This window comes from Nonomuraea longispora, from assembly GCF_004348345.1.
Lineage (GTDB): Bacteria > Actinomycetota > Actinomycetes > Streptosporangiales > Streptosporangiaceae > Nonomuraea > Nonomuraea longispora.
In genome coordinates, this window is record NZ_SMJZ01000339.1 from 1 (window position 1) to 5,093 (window position 5,093).

General features: G+C 70.3%; 3 protein-coding genes. All 3 read left to right on the forward strand.

The window, feature by feature from the left end; genetic code table 11:
* The first annotated feature begins 367 nt into the window (after positions 1-367).
* Positions 368-3,832, forward strand: a complete 3,465-nt coding sequence (metH, locus tag E1267_RS42440) for a methionine synthase (protein WP_132341786.1) — start codon at positions 368-370, stop codon at positions 3,830-3,832.
* A 95-nt stretch (positions 3,833-3,927) separates the two neighbouring features.
* A complete protein-coding gene (locus E1267_RS42445) occupies positions 3,928-4,581 on the forward strand; it encodes an HAD family hydrolase (RefSeq protein ID WP_342774961.1) in 654 nt (217 codons plus the stop codon).
* A 105-nt stretch (positions 4,582-4,686) separates the two neighbouring features.
* On the forward strand, positions 4,687-5,093 hold a 407-nt coding region (locus E1267_RS42450), incomplete at its 3' end, for a cellulose synthase (RefSeq protein WP_246064701.1).

Here is a 5,093-nt window from a genome sequence, read left to right on the forward strand (position 1 = left end):
GTCCCCGATCGTGACCGCCGGACACCTCGTTCCGCCCGGCCCCTCGCCACCGCCGGTCGCCACCGCCGGTCGCCACCGCCGGTCGCCACCGCCGGTCGTCCACCACCAGCGGGTCCGCGGCGGTCGCGCACGAACACGTCGCACGAACACGTCGCACGAACACGTCGCACGAACACGGCCGCGAAGAGGGCGCGCAAGGGCGGGGGAGGAGCTCCGCCGGTGCCCGCGAGCACCGCGCGGTCCCTCCGCCGAGGGCGATGTTCTGTGCCGATCCCGGGCTCCGATGGCCCCGCTTTGACCGGTGCGTTCACCGGCGGTCGAGGCCGCCTCGAACGATGATTCAGGCGCAGCCGATAAGCTTCACCACATGAGCATCTCCCCGTCCTTCCGAGAAGTGTTGTCCCAGCGCGTCGTCGTCGCCGACGGGGCGATGGGCACGATGCTGCAGGCCCAGGACCCGACGCTCGACGATTTCCACGGCCACGAGGGCTGCAACGAGGTGCTCAACGTCACCCGGCCCGACATCGTCCGTGGTGTGCACGAGGCCTATTTCGCCGTCGGCGTCGACTGCGTGGAGACCAACACCTTCGGCGCCAACCTGGCCGCGCTCGGCGAATACGACATCCCCGAGCGGGTCTTCGAATACTCCGAGGCAGGCGCCCGCATCGCCCGGGAGGCCGCCGACCATTGGTCCACCCCTGACCAGCCGAGGTTCGTGCTCGGTTCGATGGGCCCCGGCACCAAGCTGCCGACGCTCGGCCACCTGCCCTACGCCAGCCTGCGCGACGCCTACCGCGACAACGCCGCAGGCCTGATCGCCGGCGGCGCCGACGGCCTGATCGTCGAGACCTGCCAGGACCTGCTCCAGGTCAAGGCCGCCGTCATCGGCGCCAGGCGAGCCGTCGAAGACTCCGGCCGTGACGTGCCGATCATCGCCCAGGTCACGATCGAGACCAACGGCGCGATGTTGCTCGGCTCGGAGATCGGCGCCGCGCTGACCGCGATCGAGCCGCTCGGCGTCGACATCGTCGGGCTCAACTGCGCGACCGGCCCCGCCGAGATGAGCGAGCACCTGCGCTACCTCGCCCGCCACTCGCGCCTGAGGCTCTCCTGTATGCCCAACGCCGGCCTGCCGGTGCTCACCTCCGACGGCGCCTACTACCCGCTCAGCGCGGAGGAGCTGGCCGGCGCGCACGACACCTTCACCGACGACTATGGCCTGTCCCTGGTCGGCGGCTGCTGCGGCACCACGCCCGAGCACCTCCGTCAGGTCGTCGAGCGGGTCAGGGGCAAGCAGGTGGCCCAGCGCCGCCCCCACCCCGAGCCCGGCGCGTCCTCGCTCTACCAGACCGTGCCGTTCCGGCAGGACACCTCCTACCTCGCCATCGGCGAGCGGTGCAACACCAACGGCTCCAAGGTCTTCCGCGAGGCCATGCTGGAAGGCCGGTGGGACGACTGCGTCGAGACTGCCCGCAACCAGGCCCGCGACGGCGCCCACATGCTCGACCTGTGCGTCGACTACGTCGGCCGCGACGGCGTGGCCGACATGAAGGAGCTGGCCTTCCGCTTCGCCACCGCCTCCACGCTGCCGATCATGCTCGACTCGACCGAGCCCGCGGTGCTGCAGGCGGGCCTGGAGATGCTCGGCGGGCGCGCGGCCGTCAACTCCGTCAACTACGAGGACGGCGCCGGCCCCGACTCGCGCTTCCAGCGCATCATGCGCCTGGTGCGCGAGCACGGCTCGGCCGTGGTGGCGCTGACCATCGACGAGGAGGGCCAGGCCCGCACCGCCGATTGGAAGGTGCGCGTCGCCGACCGCCTCATCGACGACCTGACCACCAACTGGGGCATGCGGGTCGAGGACATCATCGTCGACTGCCTGACCTTCCCCATCGCCACCGGCCAGGAGGAGACCAGGCGCGACGGCCTGGAGACCATCGAGGCCATCCGCGAGCTCAAGCGCCGCCACCCGGGCGTGCAGACCACCCTGGGGCTGTCCAACATCAGCTTCGGCCTCAATCCGGCCGCCCGCATGGTGCTCAACTCGGTGTTCCTCAACGAGTGCGTCAACGCCGGCCTCGACTCCGCCATCGTGCACGCCTCCAAGATCCTGCCGATGGCCCGCATCCCCGACGAGCAGCGCCAGGTCGCGCTCGACATGGTCTACGACCGCCGCCGCGAAGGCTACGACCCGCTGCAGCGCTTCATGGACCTGTTCGAGGGCGTCGACGCCGCCGCCATGCGCGCGGGCAAGGTCGAGGAGCTGGCCGCGCTGCCGCTGTGGGAGCGGCTCAAGCGGCGCATCATCGACGGTGAGAAGAAGGGGCTGGAGGCCGACCTCGACACCGCTCTGGAGCAGCGCCCCGCCCTTGAGATCATCAACGAGGTGCTGCTCGACGGCATGAAGACCGTGGGCGAGCTGTTCGGGTCGGGGCAGATGCAGCTGCCGTTCGTGCTGCAGTCGGCCGAGGTGATGAAGTCGGCCGTCGCCTACCTCGAGCCCCACATGGAGCGGGTCGAGGGCGAGACCAAGGGCCGCATCGTGCTGGCCACCGTCAAGGGCGACGTGCACGACATCGGCAAGAACCTCGTCGACATCATCCTGTCCAACAACGGCTACCAGGTGGTCAACCTCGGCATCAAGCAGCCGGTCTCGTCCATCCTGGAGGCCGCCGACGAGCACAAGGCCGACGTCGTCGGCATGTCCGGCCTGCTGGTGAAGTCGACGGTCATCATGAAGGAGAACCTGGAGGAGATGAACTCCAGGGGCCTGGCCGAGCGTTACCCCGTGCTGCTCGGCGGGGCCGCGCTCACCCGCGCCTACGTCGAGCAGGACCTGGCCGAGCTGTTCGAGGGCGAGGTGCGCTACGCGCGCGACGCGTTCGAGGGGCTGCGGCTGATGGACTCGTTCATGGCCGTCAAGCGGGGCGTCGCCGGCGCCAAGCTGCCGCCGCTTCGCGAGCGGCGCGTCAAGTCCGGCGCCGTGCTCACCCGTACGCCCGTCGAGGAGCTGCCGAGCCGCTCCGACGTGGCGGAGGACAACCCCGTGCCGGCCCCGCCCTTCCGCGGCGACCGCGTCGTCAAGGGCATCTCGCTGGCCGACTACTCCGCCTTCCTCGACGAGCGGGCGCTGTTCCTCGGCCAGTGGGGTCTCAAGCCCACCAGAGGCGGTCAGGGGCCCGGCTACGACGAGCTGGTGGAGACCGAAGGGCGGCCGCGGCTGCGCATGTGGCTCGAACGCATCCAGACCGAGGGCCTGCTGGAGGCGGCCGTCGTCTACGGCTACTTCCCGTGCGTCTCCGACGGTGACACGCTGATCATCCTGGACGACGACGGCGGCGAGCGCACCCGCTTCACCTTCCCGCGTCAACGGCGCGACCGCCACCTGTGCCTGTCCGACTTCTTCCGCGGCAAGAACTCAGGCGAGGTCGACGTGGTCGGCTTCCAGGTGGCCACCATGGGGCCGAAGATCTCCGAGGCCACGGCCGAGCTGTTCGCGAAGGACGCCTACCGCGACTACCTGGAGCTGCACGGCCTGTCGGTGCAGCTCACCGAGGCGCTGGCCGAATACTGGCACGCGAGGGTGCGCCAGGAGTGGGGCATCGGCGGCGACGAGTCGCTCGACGACATGCTCAAGGTCAACATCCAGGGCTGCCGCTACTCGTTCGGCTACCCCGCCTGTCCCAACCTGGAGGACCAGCAGCAGCTGTTCCAGCTGCTGGAGCCCGAACGCATCGGGGTGACGCTGTCGGAGGAGTTCCAGCTCCACCCCGAGCAGGCCACCTCCGCGCTGGTCGCCCACCATCCCGAGGCCAAATACTTCAACGTCTGACCGGCCCGCCTGCCGCGAGCGCGGCAAGGTCAGGACGGGGGAGGGCCGGGAAGGACGACGGCACATGGAGCGAGCACGCCGGACGGAGTGAGGCGATGGACATGCGGGCGGTCTTCTTCGACATGGACGGCCTGCTGGTCGACACCGAGAAGGTCTGGCTCGAGATCGAGTCGGAGGTGATGCGCAGGCTGGGCGGGCAGTGGACGCCCGACCACCAGGCGCACCTCCTGGGCGGCTCCATGGAGCGCGCGGTCGAGTACATGCTGTCCGCGTCCGGCTCCGGCGAGAGCGCCGCGACGGTGGAGCAGTGGATGGTCTCCGGCATGGTGGAGCGCCTGTCCGGCGGGGCGCGCGTGATGCCCGGCGCGTCCGAGCTTCTCGACGCGCTGCGCGACGAGGGCGTCCCCGTCGGGCTGGTCACCTCGTCGTTGCGGAAGATCGCCGACGCGGTGCTCAAGGAGTTCGGCCGCGACCGGTTCGACGTCGTGGTGACCGCCGACGACGTCGAGCGCACCAAGCCCGACCCTGAGCCGTACCTGACGGCCGCGCGGCTGCTCGGCGTTGTGCCGGTCCGCTGTGTCGTCCTGGAGGACTCACCGAACGGCGTGGCGGCGGCCACCGCGGCCGGCTGCGCGGTGGTGGCGGTGCCCAGCCTGCTACCGGTCGAGGAGGCGCCGGGGCGCCTGGTGGTCTCCTCGCTGGAGGAGGTCACGGTCGCCCGTCTGAGGGCCCTTCTGCCCGGCGTCTGAGGGCTCGAGGCCTGTCCCCTAGGGGAAATGTGGTTCTCGCGGGGGATGCCGGTCCGCGTTCGCGTGCCAGGATGGAGACAGAGCCACAACGAGGGAGCAGGCAGGATGTCGTTTGATCAGTTCGCTTGGCTGCCGCTGTGCGCCGGGGCGACCATCGCCGGGCTGGTGCTGAGTTTCCTGGCGTTCCGGCGCAGGGGAGCCGCCTCAGGATTGCGGGTGACGGCGTGGGCCCTGTTGCCGCTGGCGGCCTATCTGACGGACGCGCTGCGGTCCCTGTGGACCATCGGCGTCACCGTCGTGGGCTTCGTGACCGGGCTGGTGTTCAACCCGCAGGTGTGGGCGGGAGTGGCCGTCGCGGGGCTGTCGGCGGTGCTCTTCGTGGTGTCAGGGGTGATGCGGGGCAGGAAGCTGAGGCTTCTGGGGCGGAAGAAGAAGCCGTCCGCGGACGGTCAGCAGGACCCTGCTGTTGCGCCTTCAGCGAACAAGCCGGCCGTCTCCGCCAAGCCCCAGGC